The organism is Stenotrophomonas sp. NPDC047960 (genome assembly GCF_043204395.1).
Classification (GTDB): domain Bacteria; phylum Pseudomonadota; class Gammaproteobacteria; order Xanthomonadales; family Xanthomonadaceae; genus Stenotrophomonas.
The window spans coordinates 1-19,611 of record NZ_JBIDBX010000007.1 but is presented as its reverse complement, the minus strand read 5'-3'; the positions used below and the strand labels follow the sequence as shown (position 1 = coordinate 19,611).

Below are 19,611 nucleotides of genomic sequence, written 5' to 3'. Positions count from 1 at the left end.
AACGGCTCTACCAGACCTTCCAGAATCAGGCGTCGCCTTCCTCTTCTTCTTCTCCCCCGGGAATCAGCACGGTACCGTCCGGGTACACGATCGCACCGTCGCCGCTGACATCGAAGAATCCTACCTGGTGCTTGTTGGCCAGGATCTGCACCTGGCCATGCGCGTCTTCGGCCACCTCATCATCGAACGAGGCATAGATCACATGGGTGCCGATGCTGTAGTCGGTCACCTGCGGGCGGTCGTCCTCGTCATCGGACAGCGGACCGTCCATCGGCGGGAAGTCTTCGGCGAGCTCGGTGAAGAAGGCCTGCAGCGCCGGCACCGAGACGGCAGCGTCGTCGTACCCGTGCTTCTCGTTCCATTCGGTCTGCGCGTCATACCACTGCAGGAATGCCTCGGCGTCGCGCGGCGCCACGGCCGGGTCGAATACCATCACGTCGTAACTCATTGGGGATCACCTTGTTCCATGCAGGAATGCAGGGCGTCAGGATACTCCCCCCTGTGTGACCGCCGGCGGTTCCGGGAACAACGCATAGCGCAGTCCGAGCACCCCCATCAGCGCTTCATCACGCGCCTTGCCGGCCTCCACCGTCTGGACCCGCTTCAGCGACGCCTCCAGCCTGGCCTGCAACGTGGGCGATGCAGGCTGTGGCCGGCGCAGCGCCACCTGGGCGCGGTAATGTGTCGCCACATCGTCCAGGATCGCCTCGATCGCCTGCCTGCTCGCCGCCGGCAAACCATGCCGTGCGCGGCGCAACTGCAGGATGTTCAGACCGATGCGCGCCTCGGTGAGCATGTCCACCGAAGCGATGTCGCTTCCTTCGGGCGTGGCGGCCAGGCGCGGCGCGAGCAGGCCCAGCAGGTCCAGCATGCGCGCCGCGAACTGCTGGCGGTCCTGCCGGCCGCGGCCCTCGGCCGCTTCAGCCAGCGTGTTCCAGCCTTGCCGCACCAGCCGGCGAGCCGTCCATTCAGCGCCCACCGAGCGGAACAGGCGGGTCATCACCACGGCAAAGCCAATGCCGATGAACATCGCCACCGACGAATTGATGAAGCTCTGGATGTTGGCGCTGTAGGTGTTCTGTACGTTCAGCAGCGCCACCAGGTTGACTGTCAACGGCAGCCCGATCAGCGCGGTCTTGGGCTGGTGCAGCAGCAGCCCCAGTGGCAGGAAGATCACTGCCAGCACCAGTGCCAGGCTGCCGAAATCATGCACCGCCGGGAACACGCCGAACAGGTACACCGCCGCCACCAGGCTCGCAACGACGGCCCAGAGCAGGAACTGCAGCATGCTCGGCGCCGGGTCGTCCTGCGCGGCAAAAAACGCAGCGGCCACCGCGGCCATCATCGCGCCGTTGCCACCGCCTTCCCAGCCCAGCCCGATCCACAGCGCGCAGTAGGTCATCAGCGCGACGCCGGCGCTGGCGGCAGAAAACAGCGCCATGCCGTAGTCCACGTGGCGCGCGCCGCCCACGCGCTTGGCCCGCACCCTGAAGTGGGCGGCATCGCGTGGCGCGCTGCCGTGTTCAATGGCGTCCTGCAGGGTGGCGCAGTCCTGCCACAGGTCCACCAGCTCTTCCAGGCGCAACAGCAGGGTCACCAGCAGCAGGTGGTCCAGTTCCCCATCCACCGCCGGCTTCAGCGCCAGGATCCGCGCGCGCAGGGCGGCGGACTCCTCGGCAGTGGAACGGCCGGGCCGCTCCAGCCAGTGCGTGATGTCGTCCACCAGCGGTTCCAGCCCCGGCGGCAGCGCGCGGCCCCCGGCGCGCAGCGCGCCCAGCCGGTCGGCAATGGATGACAGCACCGGCAACATGAGCAGCATGCGTTCGCGCAGCCGTTCCATCGACACCGCTGCACCGGCATGGCGCGGATCATCGCGGCGCAGGAACGCGATCAACGCCTCGAACTGCACCAGGTCGGCCGCCAGCCGGTTGCGCGGGCCGTGCGCCTGGCCGCGCAGCAGGATCTGTCGGCACCACTGTGCAGCATCGTCCATCCAGTTGCCGATCCGCGCGCGCAGCATCGGCCGTACCGAGGTGGGGAAGAACAGCGAGGCGAACAGCACCGCCACCACCGTGCCCAGGATGATTTCTTCACTGCGCGCCACCACTGTGTCGAAGATGGTGTCCGGCGAGGTCACCGCGGGGAAGCCGATGAACGCGGTGGTGTAGCCGGCCAGCAGGAACGCGTAACCGCGCGGGCCGCGGTTGAGCAGGGCGATGAACAGGCACGCCGACAGCCACAGCGACATCGCCGCGCTCAGCAGCAGCGGGGTTTCCACCAGGTGCGGCAGCATCCACAGCGTGGCCGCGCCGGCAATGAGCGTGCCGACGATGCGGTAGACGCCCTTGGCCCGGGTCGGGCCCAGCATCGGTTGGGTCACGATGTAGACGGTGGCCATCGCCCAGTACGGGCGTGACAGGTTGCCGGCCAGGCCGATGTAGAGGGCGGCGAGCGCGGCCAGGAAGGTCTTTACCGAAAACAGCCAGGCGTGGCGGTCTAGCAGGAGCATGGGTCAGTTCTGCCGATTGACCGCACCCCGACCAACCGTGGGCACTACCGTCGGTGTCGGTGCTACCTGGGCCTTGGCCATCGCATCGGCGTTCCAGCCGCCGCCGAGGACCAGGAACAGCTGGATCTGGTCGCGCGAGACCTGCGCCTGCTGCTGCGCGAGCGTGGCATCGGCCGACACCAGGGTCCGGTCGGCGTCCAGGCTGGACAGGTACGGGGTGCGCCCGCCCTGGTACAGCCGGCGGTTCTGCTCGGCGGCCAGCGCAGCCTGCGCCTGCGCCTGCTGCAGCGATTGCAGGCGCTGCAGGTCGTGTGCATACCGGCTCAGTGCGGTCTGGGTTTCGCGCAGCGCCTGCAGCACGCTGTGGTCGAACTCGGCCAGCGCCGCATCGGCCCCGGCTTCGGTGGCGTGGATGCGCGCGTGGGTGCCCGAGGACGGCAGCGTCCACGAGATCAGCGGCCCCAACGACCATTGCTGTGTCAGCGGCTCGCCAAAATCGGCGAGCAGGCCGGCCGCGCCCAGCGACGCGCCCAGGCGGATGTCCGGGTACAGCTCGGCGGTGGCCACGCCGATCCGAGCGGTGGCGGCGGCCAGCTTGCGTTCGGCTTGGCGGATGTCGGGGCGGCGCTGCAGCAGCGCGCGGCCATCGCCCACCGGCAGCGGCTGGGCCAGGGTCGGGGCCTGGTCGCACGCGCTCACGCCCTCGGGCAGCTGGCCCGGGGTGCGGCCGAGCAGGGCGGCCAGCTGGTATTCGGAGGCCTGGCGCTGCGCCTGCAGCGGCGGCAGCGCGGCTTGCAGCATCGCCACCTGCGCATTGGCGCGTGCCAGCTCCGGTGGCGTGCCACGTCCTGCGCTGATGAGCCGCTGGGTCACCTCGCGGCTGCGCTGCTGCAGCTGCAGGGAATGTTCGGCCACGTGCAGTTCGTGGTTGGCGTGGCAGATCTCCACGTAGCTGCCGGCCACCTGGGCCACCAGCGAAACCCGCGCCAGGTCCATCGCAGCGGCCACCGACTGCTCGTCGGCGCGCGCGGCTTCGGCCGCTCGCTTGAGCTTGCCGAACAGGTCGACCTGATAGGACACCGCGAACTTGCCGTCGGCCAGGTTGATTGGCGGCAGCTCGTGTTCGAGCAGGAACGATTCGGCCGACAGCTGCGCGCGGCTCACCCCGGCCTCGGCTTCGTATTCGAAACCACCGGCATCCAGCGCCTGCTCGTACACGGCGGCGGCGCGGCGCAGGTTGGCATCTGCCACCTTCAGTTCAACGTTGTCGCGCAGCGCCTGTTCCACCAGCCCATTGAGCGTGGCGTCCTGGTACAGCTCCCACCAGCGTGCCGGCAGCTCGGCGCCCGCTGCCACCTGCGGGTTGGCGGTGTCGATGAACGCCGCATTGGCCTCGGGGCGTTGGAACGCCGAACCGGCCGGTACCGCGTAATCCGGGCCGACCGTGCGGCAGGCGGCCAGGCTGCTGGTCAGCGCCAGGGCGAAGGCGATGCGGTGCAGGGTCGGGCGGTTCACAGGGCCGCCCGTGCCGGTTGCGCCGGCGTGGGGGAGGGCGTGGCGGTGTCCGGCTCGATGGTGACCGTGGCGGTGCGCCCGGCAATCAGGTTCACGCCGGTGGGAATCGTGTCGATGTGGATGCGTACCGGAATGCGCTGGGCCAGCCGCACCCAGTCGAAGGCCGGGGTCACGTTCGGCAGCAGGCTGGAACCCTCGCTGCGGTAACGGTCCTCGATGCCGGCAGCGATGCTCTGCACGTGGCCCTGCAACGGCTGCGCCTCGCCCATCAGGCGGATGTCGACCTTCTGCCCGGCATGCACGCCGCGCAGGCGGGTTTCCTCGAAGTAGCCGTCCACCCGGAACGAACCGGTGTCCAGGACCGCCATCACCGGGCGGCCGGCGGTGACGTAGTCGCCGGCGCGCACGGTGCGGTCGTTGACGTGGCCGTCGCTGGGGCTGCGCACCTCGGTCCGGGCAAGGTTGAGCCTGGCCAGGTCCACCGCGGCCTGCGCGGTGGCCATGGACGCCTGCGCGGCCTGCAGCTTGGCGCGGCGCATTTCGGCGTCCTCCGCCGCCACCAGGTCCTGCAGGCGGCGGTCGCGGGCGGTCTCGCGGCGCAGCTGCTCCAGCGTGGCGCGACGTTCGCCCAGCGTGGCCTGGGCCTGCTCCAGCGCGATCTGGTAACGCGCGCGGTCCACCACGAACAGGACCTCGCCGCGTTTCACCGGCTGGTTGTCGGCCACTTTCACCGCTTCCACCAGCCCGGACACATCCGGGGCGACCTGCACCACGTCGGCGCTGACGTGCGCATCGCGGGTCCACGGTTCGTCCATGTAGTACGACCACAGGTGGCGCAGCACCAGCAGGGCGGCAATGACGGCGACGACGGTCAGGACGACCGGGAAGGTGTGCTTGAGGATCTTGTTCACGATTGCATCCAACGCATCAGGGAAAACAACCCGCCGAGCACGATCACGTACACGGCCAGGTTGAACAGGGCGGGGTGCCAGATGTGGCGGTAGGCGCCGGTGCGCTGCAGGACCAGGCGCAACCCGCTGGTGAGCAGGTAGGCCAGCAGCATCAGCCCGAGCAGGGTCGGGATGAACACACCATAGAGACTGAATTCACCGTACATCGGGGCAGGAAGTTCGCAGGAAGCGGAAAGGGGAAACCACGGCGTCGCAGGACAACACCGGGAGGTGGGGCAGGACAGCGGCTTACGTCACGCGGTCGGAGGCATCGGCCAGCAGCTTCCACAGCTTCAGCACGGTGCGCAGCTCATCGGTGGTCAGCTCGCCGAACACGTCCTGGCGCAGGCCGATCAGCTGGCTTTCCAGCTCGCTCACCAAGGCCTCGCCCTTATCGGTCAGCCACAGCAGGTTGGCCCGGCGGTCGCTGGCATCGCACTCGCGGCGGACCAGTTCACTGGCCGACAGCTTGTCCAGCAGGCGCACCAGAGAGGGGCCTTCCATGCCCAGCTGCTGGGCCAGGGTGACCTGGCGGATACCACCGCCGGCACGGCCGATCATCAGCAACGGCATGGTGCAGGCGGCCGAAATGCCATAGCTGCCCAAGGCCTGGTCGGCCAGGCGCTGCCATTGCCGCCCTGAGTGGAGCAGGCCGGAGCTGAGCTGCATCTGCAGCTGGGTGCGTTCGTCGAGGGAGCGTTTCATGGCAGATAGATAGGATACTACTAATTTCATTCCTATCTATACCTCCAGCCCAACCGCAGCCCAACGCCCGGGGGACGCCCGGGGGGTCTGTCGGGTACGATGCTCGCCCCCCTTCGGGTGCTGTATGTAATGAGCAAACAAGACAACGACGTGACCCCGGTGACCCAGGATGAGGCCGAATCGGCCGTGCGCACCCTGCTGCGCTGGGCCGGTGAAGATCCCACCCGTGAAGGGCTGCTGGACACCCCGCGGCGCGTTGCCGAAGCCTACGGCGACTGGTTCAGCGGCTACCGCGACGACCCGCGCGCCTACATGGAACGGACTTTCGAAGAGGTTGCCGGCTACGACGAGCTGATCGTGCTGCGCGACATCGAGTACGAAAGCCACTGCGAACACCACATGGCGCCGATCATCGGCCGCGTGCACGTCGGCTACCTGCCGGCCGGCAAGGTGGTGGGCATCAGCAAGCTGGCCCGCGTGGTGGAGGCCTATGCCCGCCGCTTCCAGGTCCAGGAAAAGATGACCGCGCAGATTGCCCAGTGCATCCAGGACGTGCTGCAGCCGATCGGTGTGGGTGTGGTGGTGGAAGGAGCGCACGAGTGCATGACCACCCGCGGCATCCACAAGCGCGGCGTGAGCATGGTCACCTCCAAGATGTTGGGCAGCTTCCGCGAGGATGCCCGCACCCGGGCCGAGTTCCTGCGCTTCATTGAAGTGGGCGGCAAGCGCTGAATATCCCGCGCGCCCGGCATGATCGTGCCGGGCCGGTGCCCCTCCCGCTGCGCGGCACCTGGCCGTGCGGCGTCTATTCGGATGTCCTGGCTGCATGAAGCACCGCGAACGTATCACCCGTTACCGCGCCCTGCGCGAACAGCCCCAGTGGAAACTGTTGGCCGCCGCCAACGCCCCGGAGATCATCGGCCTGCTGCAGAGCCTGCTGATGGACGGCGAGCGCACCCTGCCGGCGGCGGTGCTGCACGAGCGCCTGCAGCGCGCACTGGACCAGCTCAACGGCGAAGAACTTTCGCGTGAGCTGCCGCGCACCGCCCAGGCCTACATTGCCCATTGGCTGTCGCAGGGGTGGCTGGAGCGGCGCCTGCCCGAGGGCGCCGACCAGGAGCAGTACGAGCTCTCCACCCGGGCGCTGCAGGCGATCCGTTTCGCCGACAGCCTGGAGCAGAGCCGCGTGGCGGCCACCGAAAGCCGGTTGGCGCTGGTCATCGAGCAGCTTTCGCAGCTGGCTGCGCAGACCGAATCGGACCCGGACGCGCGCCTGTCGGCCCTGCGTGACGAGCGCGACCGCATCGACGCGGAGATTGCGCGGGTCGGCGTTGGCCGGGTGGCGACCCTCGATGGCAAGCGCGCGCTGGAACGGGCGCGGCAGATCATTGGCCTGGCTGACGATCTCACCGAAGACTTCCGCCGCGTCCGCGACGACTTCGAACGCCTGAACCGCGAGTTCCGCGAACGCATCATCGACGACGAGAGCGAGCGCGGCGACGTGCTGTCGCGGCTGTTCGAAGGGGTGGACGTCATTGGCGACAGCGACGCCGGGCGCAGCTTCCAGGCCTTCTGGCGCCTGCTCAACGATGCCGAACAGAGCGCCCAGCTGGATGCAGCGCTGGAGACCGTGCTCGCCCGCGGCTTCGCCCGCAAGCTGGACCGCGACGAGCGCGCGTTCCTGCGCGGCTTCACCGCCACCATGCTCGAGCGCGGCGGCCAGGTCCACGATGTCCTGCAGCACTTCGCCCGCAGCCTGCGCGGTTTCGTGCAGAGCCGTGGCTACCTGGAACAGCGCCGGCTCAACCAGCTGCTCAAGCAGGCGCAGTCCGAAGCATTGGCGCTGCGTGACGAGTTCACCGCCCAGCGCCCGATCGGCCGTGACCTGCAGCTGACCACCAGCCGCCTGCGCTCGTGGTCGCAGTGGAAACTGCATGACCCGCGCAGCGCCCATATCGATGGCAGCGTGCAGCGCAATGAGGCCGCAAGTATTTCGCTGGAAAGCGTCGGCGACCTGGTGGCCTCGTCAGAGATCGACTTCCGCACGCTGCGCCGCGACCTGCATGACCTGCTGGCCATCCAGCCGAAGCTGAGCATCGCCCAGGCCCTGTCGCAGCGCGACGCGCCGCAGGGGTTGGGCAGCGTGATCGGCTACCTGTCGCTGGGCACGCGCCACGGCACGGTAGTGGAAGGCGAACAGGAAACCGCGCATTGGCGTGGTGGTGATGGACAGTGGCGGCGGGCCCGTATCCCGTTGGTTTGGTTCACCCAGGAGAAACGCCATGAACTGGCATGAAGATTCCAACGACGCCGCCCTGATCGACGGTGCCGCCCACGACCTTGACGCAGAGCCGGTGGTGGTTACGCCGCTGCCGCGGCGGAACAACGACGTCTATTACCTGGGCGATACCGGCCGCCTGCCGCTGGATGGGCGCCGCGCGCTGTGCCAGCTGCTGATCGGCCCGAGCATCGACCAGTTGCGCCACCCCAAGCTGTGGCCTGCGCTGATCCGCAGCGAGGCGGCCATCCGTTCGTCGCTGGCCGACCTGTTCCTGGAACTGGTGCTGGACCGTGACAGCGGCGTGGCCTTCACCCGCCAGGCCGACACCGAAGACGTCGAAGCGCCGGTGCTGCTGCGCAGCTCGCCGTTGACCTTCATCGACTCGGTGCTGCTGCTGTACCTGCGCCAGCAGCTGGCCGAGGCCGACGCCCGCGGTCACCGCGCCGTCGTGGCCGACAGCGAGATGGCCGAAGCGCTGGCGATCTATGAGAAGAACCTCTCCACCGACCGCGCCGGGTTCAACCGTCGCGTCGCGGCGGCGGTGCAGAAAATGAAAGAGAACCACATCCTGACCCGCCTGGCGGGTCAGGAAGACCGGCACGAAGTATCGCCCGCATTGAAGCTGCTGTTCTCTGCCGAGGATGTGTCCGCACTCTCGTCGGTATACCGCCAGTTGCGCGAAACCCCTGCTGCCAAAGCCTGAACGGAACGACCGATAACGCATGGCCATCTCCAAGAACACTCCCGCCCTGTTCACCGAAGGGCTGCCGGATCCGCGCCAGCAGCAGTTCCGCATGCGCCGGCTGCAGGTGCATAACTGGGGCACTTTCAACGGCCTGACCGAAGTCCCGATCGCCGAGCGCGGCTTCCTGTTCGTCGGCCGTTCCGGCTCGGGCAAATCGACCCTGCTTGATGCCATGTCGGCGATGCTGGTGCCGCCGTCGATCGTGGACTTCAACGCAGCGGCACGCGAAGCCGAACGCAGCGGCCGCGACCGCAACCTGGTGTCCTACGTGCGTGGCGCGTGGGCCGACCAGCAGGACCGCGGCACCGGCGAGATCGCTACCCAGTACCTGCGCAAGGGCGCGACCTGGACGGCGCTGGTGCTGGAATACCGCGCCGGCGATGGTCGCGTGGTCAGCCTGGTACGGCTGTTCTGGATCGCCGGCAATGGCGCGGCCGCCGCCGATGTGCGCAAGCATTACCTGATCGCCGAGCGCCCGTTCGATATCGCCAGGGACCTGGGCGGCTTCGACCTGGACCTGCGCAAGCTCAAGCAGCGCCTGGGCGATGTGCACCACTTCGACAGCTTCACCGGCTACGCCGAGCGCTTCCGGCACCTGCTGGGCATCGACAATGAGATGGCGCTGCGCCTGCTGCACAAGACGCAGTCGGCCAAGAACCTGGGGGACCTGAACGTCTTCCTGCGCGATTTCATGCTCGATACGCCGCGCACCTTCGATGCCGCCGAACGGCTGGTCAGCGACTTCGCCGAACTGGATGGCGCGCACAAGTCGGTGGTCACCGCCCGCCAGCAGGTCGAAACCCTGCTGCCGGCGCGCGCGCTGCATGCCGAACTGAAGGCGTTGAACCTGCAGCGTGCCGACGAGGAAACGCTCAAACTCGGACTGGACAGTTTTCGCGAGTCGCGCCTGCAGCTGCTGCTGGAGAAGCGGCTGCAGGAAATCGACGTGCGCAACCGGGGGCTGCAGGGCGAAGAATCCCAGCGCCGGCAGGCCTTGGCCAACCATGAGGAGCACCTGGCCGAGCTCGAGCTGCAGCGCCGCCAGCAGGGCGGCGAGCGCATCGAGGAACTCGAACGCGAACAGGGCCGGGCCCAGGCCGAGCAGGATCGCCGCCAGTCCAAGCGCGAGCAGGCCCGCCAGGCCGCCGCCAAGCTGCAGAACGAGCTTCCCGATGACGCCCATGCTTTTGCTGCGTTGATCGCGCGCGCGCAGGGCGAACTCGACAATCGCCAGCAGGCCGCCGCAGCGCTGGACGACGCCATCTCGGAGCGCCAGGCAGGCAAGCAGGACGATACCCGCCGTTTCGCCGATGTCCGCGCGGAACTGGAGGCCATGGAGCGCAATCCCTCCAGCATTCCCGCGCCGCTGCAGAAGCTGCGCAGCCGGATGTCCGAAGAAACCGGCGTGCCCGAGTCCGCACTGCCGTTCGTGGGCGAACTGATCCAGGTCCACGAGGACCAGGGTGCCTGGCAGGGAGCGATCGAGCGCGTGCTGTTTGGCTTTGCACAGTCGCTGCTGGTCGAAGACAAGCACTACAACGACATCAACGCCTGGGTGAATCGCACCCAGCTTGGCATGCGCCTGACCTACTACCGGGTCCGCCGCAACGAAGACGCAATCGCGCGCTCGCCGTCCGCGCGCTCGCTGCTGCACAAACTGGAGCTGCGCGACAGCGTGTTCGAGCCATGGCTGCGCCGCGAGCTGGGCAAGCGCTTCGACTATGAGTGTGTTGACGCCAAACAGCTGCGCGATGTCGAACGCGGCATTTCGCGCGAAGGCCAGGTCAAGCACCCCGGCGACCGCTTTGAAAAGGATGACCGCAGCGCCATCGGCGATCGCCGCCGCTGGCTGCTGGGCTTCAACAACCAGGAAAAGCTGGCGTTGTTCCGCCGCGAAGCGCAGGAACTGGCACAGCGCATCGCCGCCTGCGATGAAGACGTTGCGCGTCTGCGCGGCCAGCGTGACCTCGACAACGAGCGTCGGATGGCCTGCCACCAGCTGGTGAACGTGGTATGGGAAGAGGTGGACGTCGCCACGGCGATGCAACGCCTGCAGGACATCGAAGCGGCGCTGCGCGAACTGCGCGAAGGCAATACCGACCTGGCCCGGCTGGCCCAGCAGATCGACCAGGCCCGTGCGGACATCGTGCAGGCACGGCGCACCTACGAGGACACCCGGGTCGAGCTCATCCAGCTCTCGCGCGAACGCGACAAGCTCGATTCCCAGCGCCAGCGCAGCCGCGCCCTGGTGCTGCCGGCGCTGGGCGCCACCCAGGAAGCCGGGCTCAAGAAGCGCCTGGATCTCCTCGGCGGGCTGAGCCTGGAGACGCTGGAAGCGCACATGCGCGAGATCAGCAAGGGCATCAACGAAAGCCTGGCCGCGTCCCAGCAGGACGTACACCGGGTCGAGACCCAGCTGGTCGGCTGCTTCCGCCGCTTCGCGCAGGCCTGGCCGGAGGAGTCCGGTGACTTCACCGCCTCGGTGGCTTCCGCAGAGGACTACCTGGCGCGTCTGGCGCGTCTGGAACGCGATGGCCTGCCGCAGCACGAGGAACGCTTCTTCGACCTGCTGCAGAACCAGAGCAAGAACAACCTGCTTGCGCTGCAGCGGCACAGCGCCGAAGCGCGCAAGTCGATCGGCCAGCGCCTGGATGAGGTCAATGCCTCGTTGGAGCAGGTGCCCTTCAACCGCGGCACCCTGCTGACCATCGAGCTCAGCGACCGGCGCCTGCCGGAAGTGCTCGAGTTCCACCAGCACCTGCGCGAAGTGCTGTCGCATCACCAGACCGAAGAGCGCGACGTCGCCGAGAACCAGTTCGCGGTGCTGCGCGAGCTGGTCAAGCGGCTGGGCTCGCAGGAGGGCGAGGACAAGCGCTGGCGCGAGAACGTGCTCGACGTGCGCCTGCATGTGGAGTTCATCGGCGTGGAACTGGACGCCGCCACCCGCCAGCAGGTCGAGATCTACCGCAGCGGCGCCGGCAAATCCGGTGGCCAGCGCCAGAAGTTGGCCACCACCTGCCTGGCCGCGGCCCTGCGCTACCAGCTCGGCGGAGCGGACAGCCAACTGCCCAGTTACGCTGCCGTGGTGCTGGACGAAGCGTTCGACAAGGCCGACAACGAGTTCACCGCCCTGGCAATGAACATCTTCGAGAACTTCGGCTTCCAGATGGTGGTGGCCACCCCGCTGAAATCGGTGATGACGCTGGAGCCTTTCATCGGCGGCGCCTGTTTCGTCGAGATCAGCGGCCGCCACGACTCCGGCGTGCTGTTGATCGAGTACGACGAAGAAGGCAAGCGGCTCAAGCTTCCTGAGCGCACCCGCGCCGTTGCCGGGCAGGTCGAGGACTGACCTGCCTAGCCGGCGAACGTGTCCCAGCCCATCCGGGCGATCAGCACCACCACCAGGCCCACGAACAGCTTGCGGATGAACGGCGTGCCGCCGCGCAGGGCAAGCCGGGTCCCGACCACCGAACCGACGATGTTGGCGGTGGCCATCGGAATCGCGAACAGCCACAGGATGTTGCCGGTCGGCACGAAGAACGAGATCGCGGCCACGTTGGTGGCCAGGTTGACTACCTTCGAGGCGGCCGAGGCGCGCAGGAAATCCAGCCCGAAGAAGCGCACGAACAGGAAGATCAGGAAGCTGCCGGTACCCGGGCCGAAGAAGCCGTCGTAGAAGCCGATCACCGCCCCGATCGCCAGCGCCGCGGCAAGTTCCTTCCGGCCGATCTCGCGCGGCCGGTGCAGGGCGCCGAAGTCCTTCTTCCACAGCGTGTAGCCCAGCATCGCCACCAGCAGCACCAGCACCAGCGGGCGCACCGCGTCCTTGGGCAGCAGGCTCACCGCCGTGGCGCCGGCGAACGAGAACACGAAGGCCGTGGCGGCCGCGAACAGCACCGGTCGCCAGGGGAAGCGCACATTGCGCGCGTAGCGGAACGCCGCTGCGGCGGTGCCGAACATCGAACTGAACTTGTTGGTACCAAACAGCATCGCCGGGGTGTGCTGCGGCAGCACCGTGAACAGCCCGGGCAACTGCACCAGCCCACCGCCACCGACGGCGGCATCGACCAGGCCGGCGATGAAGGCGATCGCCACCAACCACAACAGCTCAGGGGGAACCAGCTCGAACACGGCAGCGCATCTGGGCGGAAAGCGCGCCAGCATACGCCTCCTCGCGGCACAATACGCCCATGACCCCTGCCGATCCCTGTCCCTGCGGCCGCCCCGTTGCCTACGCCGCGTGCTGCGCCCGCTTCCACGCCGGCGAGGCCGCACCCGATGCGGAGGCGTTGATGCGCTCGCGCTACAGCGCTTACGTGCGGCAACGGCCGGCGTACCTGCTGGCCAGCTGGCACCCCGATACCCGCCCGGAAACCCTGTCGCTGGACGAACCGGCCGGGCAGCGCACGCGCTGGCTGGGCCTGACCGTGCACGAACACACCCTGCAGGATGCCGACCACGCCCAGGTGCGCTTCACCGCGCGCTACCGGATCGGCGGCGGCAGCGCGGTGAAGATGCAGGAGCACAGCCGCTTCGTGCGCTTCGATGGGCGCTGGTTCTATCTCGACGCGCTGCCCTGACCGCCTATTCAACTTGGGCGGCGTAACACCGCGTACGCCGCGCCGTGACATCGCGCTCACCCGTGCTCGCCGATCCTTCGTGCGATGAACGCCGTCGTTGCCCCGCCCCCTTCCGCCGCCACCGCTGCCGCCGCACTGGCGGCCCAGTTCGCCCGGGTACGTGCCCGCAGCGTGGCCCTGGCCGCACCGCTCAGCGCCGAAGATGCGATGGTGCAGAGCATGCCCGATGCCAGCCCGAGCAAATGGCACCTGGCCCACACCACGTGGTTCTTTGAACGTTTCGTGCTGGCGACCCAGCCGGGCTACGTCCCCTTCGACGCCGATTGGCATTATCTGTTCAACAGCTACTACCAGAGCATCGGCCCGGCCCATGCACGGCCACAGCGCGGCCTGCTGTCACGGCCGTCACTGGACGAAGTGCTGCGATTCCGCAGCCTGGTCGACCAGCGCGTATTGGCCGCGCTTCAGGCAGATGCACTGGATCAACAGGCCACCCGGCAGCTGGTGTTGGGCCTGCACCACGAGCAGCAGCACCAGGAGCTGCTGCTTACCGACATCAAGCACGCGCTGTGGAGCAACCCGCTGCAGCCGGCCTACCGCGACGACCTGCCGCGCAGCACCGGCACCGCCTCGCCGCTGGCGTGGATCCACAGCCCGGAACAGATCGTGGAGATCGGCGCGCCCGCGTGGCCGGCGCATGCTGCCTTCGCCTACGACAACGAATCGCCCGTGCACCGTGTGCTGGTGCCCGCCCATGCACTGGCCAACCGCCCGGTCAGCAACGCCGAGTTCCGCCGCTTCGTCGAAGCAGGGGGTTATCGCGAGCCCGCCCATTGGATGAGCGAGGGCTGGAGCCTGTGCCAGCAGGAGCACTGGCAGCACCCGCTGTACTGGGATGAGGCACTGGCGCGCGAGTTCACCTTGGCGGGTTGGCGCGCGCTCGACCCCGATGCACCGGTCTGCCACCTCAGCTACTTCGAAGCCGACGCCTACGCCCGCTGGGCCGGTGCGCGCCTGCCCACCGAATTCGAATGGGAAGCCGCCGCCGCGGGGCAGGCGCCGCAGGGCAACTTCGCCGACAGCGAGCGCCTGCATCCGGCCGCGCCCGACCAGGACAGCGCGCACGACCGCCCCCTGCAGCTGTTCGGCGATGTGTGGGAGTGGACCAGCAGTGCCTACGGGGCCTACCCCGGTTTCCGCACCTTCGAGGGCAACCTCGGCGAATACAACGGCAAGTTCATGTGTGGGCAGTGGGTACTGCGCGGCGGCAGCTGCGCCACCCCGGCCGACCACATCCGTCCCAGCTACCGCAATTTCTTCGCACCGTCGGCGCGCTGGCAGTTCGCCGGCGTGCGCCTGGCCAAGGATGCCGCATGAGCACTGTGAGTGATGCCCTGGATGCGTTGACCGACCTGCAACCGGACCGCGCGCGGATCACCGCCGACATCCTGCACGGTCTGTCGCAGGACCCGCGGCAGTTGCCTTCCAAGTATTTCTACGACGCACGCGGGTCGCAATTGTTCGAGCAGATCACCCGCCAGCCCGAGTACTACCCCACGCGTACCGAGCTGCAGCTGCTGCAGCAGGTCAGCCCCGAGATCGCCCGCGCCGTGGGGCCGCACCTGCACGTGGTGGAACTGGGCAGTGGCAGCGGTCGCAAAACCGAGCGGCTGCTGCATGCGCTGGCCGATCCGGTGGCCTACACCCCGATCGAGATCTCGCGCGCGGCGCTGCTCGACAGCGTCGCACGCCTGGCCGAAGCGCTGCCGGAGATCGAGATGCTGCCGGTCTGCGCTGACTTCACCCGCCCGGTAACGCTGCCCGAACCGCAGCGCGAACCGGCGCGTCGGCTGTTGTTCTTCCCCGGTTCCACGCTCGGCAATTTCGCCCACGACGATGCCGTGGCATTGCTCGATGCCATGCGCCAGACCATGGGTCGCACCGGCCTCGCGCTGATCGGGATCGACCTGCACAAGGATCCGGCGCAGATCGAAGCGGCCTACAACGACGCGGCCGGGGTAACGGCGGCGTTCACCCTCAACCTGTTGCGCCGGCTCAACCGCGAGATCGGCAGCGACTTCGACCTGGATGGCTTCGAGCACCGCGCCCGTTACAGCGTGCCGCGCCTGCGCATTGAAACCGAACTGGTCAGCCGCTGCGCACAGCGGGTGCACGTGGCCGGCCGCGCGTTCGATTTCGCCGACGGGGAAGCGATGACGGTGGAATACAGCCACAAGTACACCGATGCCTCGTTCGCCGCGTTGATCGCCGAAGCCGGCCTGCGCGTGCGCACGCAGTGGAACGCCGATGCCCCGGCATTCGGCCTGCGCCTGCTGGAATGGGCCTGAACCGCACGGGTTGCCGCTATGATGCGGTAACACTTGGCTGCAGGGATTCACGCCAATGAGGATCACCATGGTCGGCTTGCTGGGCGCGCTGTGCCTGGCCGGCACCCCTGCCGTTGCCGCGCCGCAGGACGATTTCGATCGCTGCCTGGCCACGTTGCAGCCGCAGGCGCTCAAGCAGAGTGTCAGCGCGGCCGGGTTCACCCGGCTCACCGCCGGCCTCACCCCGGACTTGAGCGTGCTGCCGCTGCTGGATGCGCAGCCCGAATTCACCACCCCGCTGTGGGATTACCTGGCCGCCCTGGTCGATACCCAGCGTGTCGACGACGGCCGCGCCCGCCTGGACCAGCACCGCGACCTGCTCGCGCGCGTATCCGCGCAGTACGGCGTCGATCCGGCCACCATCGTCGCGGTCTGGGGCGTGGAGAGCGATTACGGCCGCGTATTCGGCAAGCGCCCGCTGCTGCAGTCGCTGGCAACCCTGTCCTGCAACGGCCGCCGCCAGCCGTTCTTCCGCGGCGAGCTGCTGGCCCTGCTCAAGCTGCTGGACGCCGGTGATCTGAGTGCCGATGGCCTGACCGGCTCCTGGGCCGGCGCCTTCGGCCATACCCAGTTCATGCCCTCGACCTATGCGCGCATCGCGGTGGACGGCGATGGCGATGGCCGCCGCGACCTCGTGGCCAGCATTCCCGATGCGCTGGCCTCCACCGCCAACTATCTCAAGCAGGCCGGCTGGCGTACCGGCCAGCCGTGGGGCATCGAAGTAACGATCCCCGCCGGCTTCAACGCCAGCTTGGCCGGGCGTACCCAGCGCAAGCCGCTGGCGGCCTGGCGGGCATTGGGCATCGCCCCCATCGGCGGCGGCACGCTCGCGCCTGCGGGACTGCCCGAGGATGCCAACGCCGCGCTGCTGCTGCCCACCGGCGCCAAGGGCCCGGCCTGGCTGGTGTTCCGCAATTACGATGCGATCTACGCCTACAACGCCGCAGAGAGCTATGCCCTGGCCATTGCCACCCTGGCCGACCGCCTGCGCGGCGGCCCCGGCATCGTGGCCGCCTGGCCCACCGACGATCCCGGCATTGGCCGCACCGAACGCCGCGAGCTGCAGACCCTGCTGCTCGCACGCGGCCACGATATCGGTGCCGCCGATGGCATGGTCGGCACCGCAACCAGGCGCGCCATCCAGACCGAACAGCAGGCGCTGGGCTGGAGCAACCCGGACGGCCGCGCCGGCCAACGCATCCTTACCGCGCTGCGCAGCGCACCCCCTCTACCCAAGCTCACTACCGCCATGCCCGACAGCACCGCGTTCTCCCTGCCGCCCAACCACGCCCGCCTCGTGCAGTCGCCGGCTGCCCCCGGCGCCGCGCTGCCCAGGCTCGACGGCCTGAGCATGGTCGACATCCAGGGCTTCCCGGCCTGGAAGGTGGAAACCCCGCTGGCCACCGCCGCGATCTCCGTGTTTGGCGGGCAGCTGCTGTCCTTCATTCCCAAGGGCGGCCAGGACGTGCTGTGGCTGTCGCCCACCGCGCAGGCGCTGCCCACCCCCATCCGCGGCGGCAGCCCGGTGTGCTGGCCGTACTTCGGCAAACAGGGGCAGGGTGGTGACGTGCCCTCGCACGGCTTCGTGCGCAATGTGCCGTGGACCCTGCAGACCGCGCAGCGCGAAGCCGACGGCACCGTGGTGCTGACCCTGGCCCCGCCCGCGCTGGAGACCCTGGACCTGCGCCTGAGCATGCAGCTGCGGATCGGCCGCACGCTCGAACAGCGCCTGGTCACCGAGAACACCGGCCGTCAGCCGGTCACCTTCACCCAGGCCCTGCACAACTACTTCAAGGTCAGCGATGCGATGCAGGTCAGCGTGTCCGGGCTGGATGGCCTGACCTATCTGGACAAGTTCGAGAACTACGCCACCCCGCGCACCCAGCAGGGCGACTGGTCGCTCAACGACCCGCGCGACCCCGGCCGCAGCGACCGCATCTATACCCAGGCCGGCGGCCGCTACGTGCTGAAGGACCCGGGACTGAAGCGCAGCATCGAGATCACCACCCTGGGCAGCCGCTCGCTGGTGGCCTGGAACCCCGGTGAAGCAGGCGCAGCCAGGATGGCCGACGTCGGTGCCGGCTGGAAGGATTACGTGTGCCTGGAGGCGGCCAACGCCGGCCCGGACGTGGTCACCCTGGCCCCGGGCGCGCGGCACAGCCTGGTACAGACCCTCCGCGTCCTGCCCCTGTAAGCGCGGCCAGCGCTCAGGGCAGGGCGCGAGCGCGCGGCCGCAGTGCCACCAAGCAGATGCCGCCGGCCACCAGGCCCCAGAACGCCGAGCCGATTCCGGCCAGCGACAGCCCCGAAGCGGTCACCAGGAAGGTGACCAGTGCAGCCTCCCGATCGCTTTCCTCGCGCAGGGCCATGCCCAAGCTGTTGGCGATGGTGCCGAACAACGCGATGCCGGCCACGCAGGCCACCAGCTCCTTCGGGAACGCCGCGAACACGGCGGCCACCGTCGCCCCGAACAGGCCCACCACGATGTAGAAGGCGCCAGCGGCCACGGCGGCCGTGTAACGCCGGGCCGGATCCTCATGCGCCTCGCGTCCCATGCAGATGGCTGCCGTGATCGCCGCGAGGTTGAGGCCGTATGCGCCGAACGGAGCCAACACCGTATTGACCACGCCGATCCAGCCGATGACGGGGGAGATCGGGGTGTCGTAGCCGGAGGCACGGATCACTGCGACCCCGGGAATGTTCTGCGAGGCCATGGTGACCACGAACAGGGGCAGGGCGATGCCGAACACCGCCGGCCACGACAGGGTGGGCCACGTGAACACCGGCGTGGCCAGTTCCACCCGCAGTTGTTCGGCATGCAGCAGGCCCTGTGCGGCAGCAACGCCCACGCCTACCACCAGAGTGGCGATCACCGCGTAGCGGGGGAACAGCCGCCGGCCCACCAGCCATGTGGCGAACATCGCCAGCGCCATGCCCAGCTGCGTTCCCATGGAGACAAACACGTCCAGCCCGAAGCGCAGCAGCACGCCGGCCAACATGCCGGCGGCCAACGCCATCGGCACGCGGCGCATCACCTTGGCGAACACACCGGAGAACCCGGCCAGCATCCCCAATACCGCAGCCAGCACGAAGGCCCCGATGGCATCGCTGTAGGCCACCGCGCCGGTGCCCACCACCAGCATTGCCGCGCCGGGGGTCGACCATGCAGTGACCACGGGCACGCGGTAGCGCAGCGAGAGCCCGATACAGGTCACGCCCATGCCCAGCCCCAACGCCCACATCCAGGAGGCAATCTGCGCCTGCGTTGCACCGACCGCCTGTGCGGCCTGGAACACGATCACCGCGGAACTGGCAAAGCCCACCAGCACGGTAATGAAGCCGGCGACCACCGCGGGCAATGAGAGATCGCGCAACAACGAACGCTTGGCAACCGCAGACATGACGCATGCTTCCCTGGCCACAAGAAGCTGCATTGTTGGCAGCCCTGCGCAGCACGCGCAACGCGCGTGCTGCGCATCGCCGTTGGCGCTGTGCCCACACACGGCAGGTACCGGCCGTTGGTCGGTACGATTTGAAAAAAGCGCTTGACGAATTTCGAGAAGTCTTTAGTATTCGCTCCCTCGCTGCGACGCGGTCTTCACCCCGGTGAACACCACGCCAAAGCGGCGGCGACATCCTTCGAAACAAGGTGTTGACGGAAACGAAAAGCCTGACATAATAGGCGGCTCGCTTCGACGAAAAGGCCTTCGGGTCGCACGACGAAGCAGCATCGGCAACAACGTCCACTTCGGTGAGGCGGCCCTCGAAAAAGGGTGTTGACGAAGCGGAAAAGCCGGCTATAATGGGCGGCTCGCAACGACGGAAACGTCGGGGCATACGGAGAAAGGCGCTGAGGCCGACTCCCACGTTCTTTGACAGTATGCGCAGGTATCTTGTGAAGGCGCCTGCAGGAAGGATGATTTGTCCATCTTGCAGACG

At 68.2% G+C, this 19,611-nt stretch carries 16 protein-coding genes; 8 read left to right on the top strand and 8 right to left on the bottom strand.

Annotated elements, in window-relative coordinates; all coding sequences use genetic code 11:
• Window positions 1–25: 25 nt before the first annotated feature.
• From ACGFZ3_RS15350 to ACGFZ3_RS15325, 6 genes are all read right to left on the bottom strand, one after another.
• Window positions 26–448, bottom strand: a complete 423-nt coding sequence (locus ACGFZ3_RS15350; RefSeq protein ID WP_392922970.1) for a hypothetical protein — start codon at window positions 446–448, stop codon at window positions 26–28.
• Window positions 449–484: 36 nt separating this feature from the next.
• Window positions 485–2,509 (bottom strand): FUSC family protein, encoded by a 2,025-nt coding sequence (locus ACGFZ3_RS15345; RefSeq protein ID WP_392922967.1) that lies wholly within the window; start codon window positions 2,507–2,509, stop codon window positions 485–487.
• Between the two features lie 3 nt (window positions 2,510–2,512).
• Window positions 2,513–4,024 carry an efflux transporter outer membrane subunit gene (locus ACGFZ3_RS15340; protein ID WP_392922964.1) on the bottom strand — a complete coding sequence of 504 codons (1,512 nt, stop codon included), beginning with the start codon at window positions 4,022–4,024 and terminating at the stop codon, window positions 2,513–2,515.
• Window positions 4,021–4,935, bottom strand: a complete 915-nt coding sequence (locus tag ACGFZ3_RS15335; RefSeq protein WP_392922961.1) for an efflux RND transporter periplasmic adaptor subunit — start codon at window positions 4,933–4,935, stop codon at window positions 4,021–4,023. The genes ACGFZ3_RS15340 and ACGFZ3_RS15335 overlap by 4 nt, the downstream gene beginning before the upstream one ends.
• Window positions 4,932–5,141 carry a DUF1656 domain-containing protein gene (locus ACGFZ3_RS15330; protein WP_392922959.1) on the bottom strand — a complete coding sequence of 70 codons (210 nt, stop codon included), beginning with the start codon at window positions 5,139–5,141 and terminating at the stop codon, window positions 4,932–4,934. Before ACGFZ3_RS15330 ends, ACGFZ3_RS15335 begins: the two co-directional genes overlap by 4 nt.
• A gap of 82 nt (window positions 5,142–5,223) precedes the next feature.
• Complete coding sequence (locus tag ACGFZ3_RS15325) at window positions 5,224–5,679, bottom strand: MarR family winged helix-turn-helix transcriptional regulator (protein ID WP_392922956.1); 456 nt, start codon at window positions 5,677–5,679, stop codon at window positions 5,224–5,226.
• A gap of 129 nt (window positions 5,680–5,808) precedes the next feature.
• Between ACGFZ3_RS15325 and folE the strand changes: the two genes are divergently transcribed.
• From folE to ACGFZ3_RS15305, 4 genes are all read left to right on the top strand, one after another.
• Window positions 5,809–6,411: a GTP cyclohydrolase I FolE gene (gene folE / locus ACGFZ3_RS15320; RefSeq protein WP_068847956.1), complete on the top strand. Its 603-nt coding sequence runs from the start codon at window positions 5,809–5,811 to the stop codon at window positions 6,409–6,411.
• Window positions 6,412–6,505: 94 nt separating this feature from the next.
• On the top strand, window positions 6,506–7,975 hold the full coding sequence (locus tag ACGFZ3_RS15315; RefSeq protein WP_392922952.1) for a DUF3375 domain-containing protein: 1,470 nt from the start codon (window positions 6,506–6,508) through the stop codon (window positions 7,973–7,975).
• A complete protein-coding gene (locus ACGFZ3_RS15310) occupies window positions 7,962–8,663 on the top strand; it encodes a DUF4194 domain-containing protein (protein WP_392922949.1) in 702 nt (233 codons plus the stop codon). The genes ACGFZ3_RS15315 and ACGFZ3_RS15310 overlap by 14 nt, the downstream gene beginning before the upstream one ends.
• Before the next feature lie 19 nt (window positions 8,664–8,682).
• Entirely contained in the window at window positions 8,683–12,054 is a 3,372-nt protein-coding gene (locus tag ACGFZ3_RS15305) for an ATP-binding protein (RefSeq protein ID WP_392922946.1), read from the top strand.
• A gap of 5 nt (window positions 12,055–12,059) precedes the next feature.
• Here ACGFZ3_RS15305 and ACGFZ3_RS15300 read toward each other — a convergent pair whose 3' ends face one another.
• Complete coding sequence (locus ACGFZ3_RS15300) at window positions 12,060–12,836, bottom strand: sulfite exporter TauE/SafE family protein (protein ID WP_392922943.1); 777 nt, start codon at window positions 12,834–12,836, stop codon at window positions 12,060–12,062.
• A 59-nt stretch (window positions 12,837–12,895) separates the two neighbouring features.
• Here ACGFZ3_RS15300 and ACGFZ3_RS15295 point away from each other — a divergent pair, with 59 nt between their 5' ends.
• The 4 genes from ACGFZ3_RS15295 (at window position 12,896) to ACGFZ3_RS15280 (ending at window position 17,866) form a co-directional block, all read left to right on the top strand.
• Complete coding sequence (locus tag ACGFZ3_RS15295; protein WP_392922940.1) at window positions 12,896–13,285, top strand: YchJ family metal-binding protein; 390 nt, start codon at window positions 12,896–12,898, stop codon at window positions 13,283–13,285.
• Between the two features lie 84 nt (window positions 13,286–13,369).
• On the top strand, window positions 13,370–14,662 hold the full coding sequence (gene egtB / locus ACGFZ3_RS15290; RefSeq protein ID WP_392922937.1) for an ergothioneine biosynthesis protein EgtB: 1,293 nt from the start codon (window positions 13,370–13,372) through the stop codon (window positions 14,660–14,662).
• Entirely contained in the window at window positions 14,659–15,633 is a 975-nt protein-coding gene (egtD, locus tag ACGFZ3_RS15285; protein WP_392922934.1) for an L-histidine N(alpha)-methyltransferase, read from the top strand. Before egtB ends, egtD begins: the two co-directional genes overlap by 4 nt.
• A 67-nt stretch (window positions 15,634–15,700) precedes the next feature.
• Window positions 15,701–17,866, top strand: a complete 2,166-nt coding sequence (locus tag ACGFZ3_RS15280) for a lytic murein transglycosylase (RefSeq protein ID WP_392922931.1) — start codon at window positions 15,701–15,703, stop codon at window positions 17,864–17,866.
• Between the two features lie 13 nt (window positions 17,867–17,879).
• Here the strand turns inward: ACGFZ3_RS15280 and ACGFZ3_RS15275 are convergent, their stop codons facing one another.
• Window positions 17,880–19,073, bottom strand: coding sequence for a benzoate/H(+) symporter BenE family transporter (locus tag ACGFZ3_RS15275; protein WP_392922928.1), 1,194 nt, complete (start codon window positions 19,071–19,073; stop codon window positions 17,880–17,882).
• Window positions 19,074–19,611 lie beyond the last annotated feature (538 nt).

Bases quoted from the DNA above. Each gene is read 5' to 3' on its own strand.
- ACGFZ3_RS15350 (WP_392922970.1), bottom strand. From the start codon at position 448: ATGAGTTACGACGTGATGGTATTCGACCCGGCCGTGGCGCCGCGCGAC.
- ACGFZ3_RS15345 (WP_392922967.1), bottom strand. From the start codon at position 2,509: ATGCTCCTGCTAGACCGCCACGCCTGGCTGTTTTCGGTAAAGACCTTC.
- ACGFZ3_RS15330 (WP_392922959.1), bottom strand. From the start codon at position 5,141: ATGTACGGTGAATTCAGTCTCTATGGTGTGTTCATCCCGACCCTGCTC.
- ACGFZ3_RS15325 (WP_392922956.1), bottom strand. From the start codon at position 5,679: ATGAAACGCTCCCTCGACGAACGCACCCAGCTGCAGATGCAGCTCAGC.
- folE (WP_068847956.1), top strand. From the start codon at position 5,809: ATGAGCAAACAAGACAACGACGTGACCCCGGTGACCCAGGATGAGGCC.
- ACGFZ3_RS15315 (WP_392922952.1), top strand. From the start codon at position 6,506: ATGAAGCACCGCGAACGTATCACCCGTTACCGCGCCCTGCGCGAACAG.
- ACGFZ3_RS15310 (WP_392922949.1), top strand. From the start codon at position 7,962: ATGAACTGGCATGAAGATTCCAACGACGCCGCCCTGATCGACGGTGCC.
- ACGFZ3_RS15305 (WP_392922946.1), top strand. From the start codon at position 8,683: ATGGCCATCTCCAAGAACACTCCCGCCCTGTTCACCGAAGGGCTGCCG.
- ACGFZ3_RS15295 (WP_392922940.1), top strand. From the start codon at position 12,896: ATGACCCCTGCCGATCCCTGTCCCTGCGGCCGCCCCGTTGCCTACGCC.
- egtB (WP_392922937.1), top strand. From the start codon at position 13,370: ATGAACGCCGTCGTTGCCCCGCCCCCTTCCGCCGCCACCGCTGCCGCC.
- egtD (WP_392922934.1), top strand. From the start codon at position 14,659: ATGAGCACTGTGAGTGATGCCCTGGATGCGTTGACCGACCTGCAACCG.
- ACGFZ3_RS15280 (WP_392922931.1), top strand. From the start codon at position 15,701: ATGGTCGGCTTGCTGGGCGCGCTGTGCCTGGCCGGCACCCCTGCCGTT.
- ACGFZ3_RS15275 (WP_392922928.1), bottom strand. From the start codon at position 19,073: ATGTCTGCGGTTGCCAAGCGTTCGTTGTTGCGCGATCTCTCATTGCCC.